The organism is Rhodococcus sp. EPR-134 (assembly GCF_001647205.1).
In the GTDB taxonomy this organism is placed as follows: Bacteria; Actinomycetota; Actinomycetes; order Mycobacteriales; family Mycobacteriaceae; genus Rhodococcus_F; species Rhodococcus_F qingshengii.
This window is the reverse complement of the sequence record NZ_LVCT01000269.1, coordinates 1-648: the sequence shown is the minus strand read 5'-3', so window position 1 is coordinate 648 and position 648 is coordinate 1. Positions and strand designations below refer to the sequence as shown.

General features: G+C 66.2%; 1 protein-coding gene and 1 pseudogene. Both read right to left on the bottom strand.

Features of this window, described 5'->3' with window-relative positions; genetic code table 11:
• The coding region (locus tag A2J01_RS12140; protein WP_156519251.1) for a maleylpyruvate isomerase family mycothiol-dependent enzyme at positions 1-255 on the bottom strand (255 nt) is incomplete at its 3' end.
• A 59-nt stretch (positions 256-314) separates the two neighbouring features.
• Positions 315-648: pseudogene (locus tag A2J01_RS12135) on the bottom strand (ribonuclease J); the annotation flags it as partial.

Below are 648 nucleotides of genomic sequence, written 5' to 3'. Positions count from 1 at the left end.
CCGAGGCGGCCCACTCCGAACGTCGTCGAGGATCTCCTCCCACGGACGCGCCGCTGCGGCCTTACGCACGCTCTCGGTGTGACCGGCAAGAGGGCTCAACATGATTCCGGGAGCGGCGTCGAGACGCCGCTCCCGGACTATCAGATGTGCTGCCAGGTCACGATTGGTCCACTCCCCACACAGTGTCGGAGCATCGGGGCCGAATTCGACCATGCTGTCCACCAGGGCGAGTCGTTCGTCATGAGCGAAGGTCACCTTCGCCAAAGTACTCGAACCGGACCGGGTTCGAGCGGAAGCGACCTGCTGTGCCGAATCTACGGAACCGCGATGACCGTCGGAATGATCATCGGACGGCGGCGGTACTTGTCCGCGACCCAGCGTCCGACGACGCGGCGCACCGACTGCGCGATGCGATGAGCGTCGATGACGCCTTCGCTCGCCAACCGGGCCAGGTCCGATTCCACGAGATCCGCGGCAGCCTTGAGCGCTGTCGGATCGTCGGAGAAGCCGCGACCGGACACCTCGGGGGTGCTGACCGCACGGCCCGTCGACTCGTTGATGACGATGGTGATCGCGATGAAGCCGCCCTCACCGAGCACGAGGCGATCGGACAGCGTCGGCTCACCGACGTCGCCGACGGACAGACCG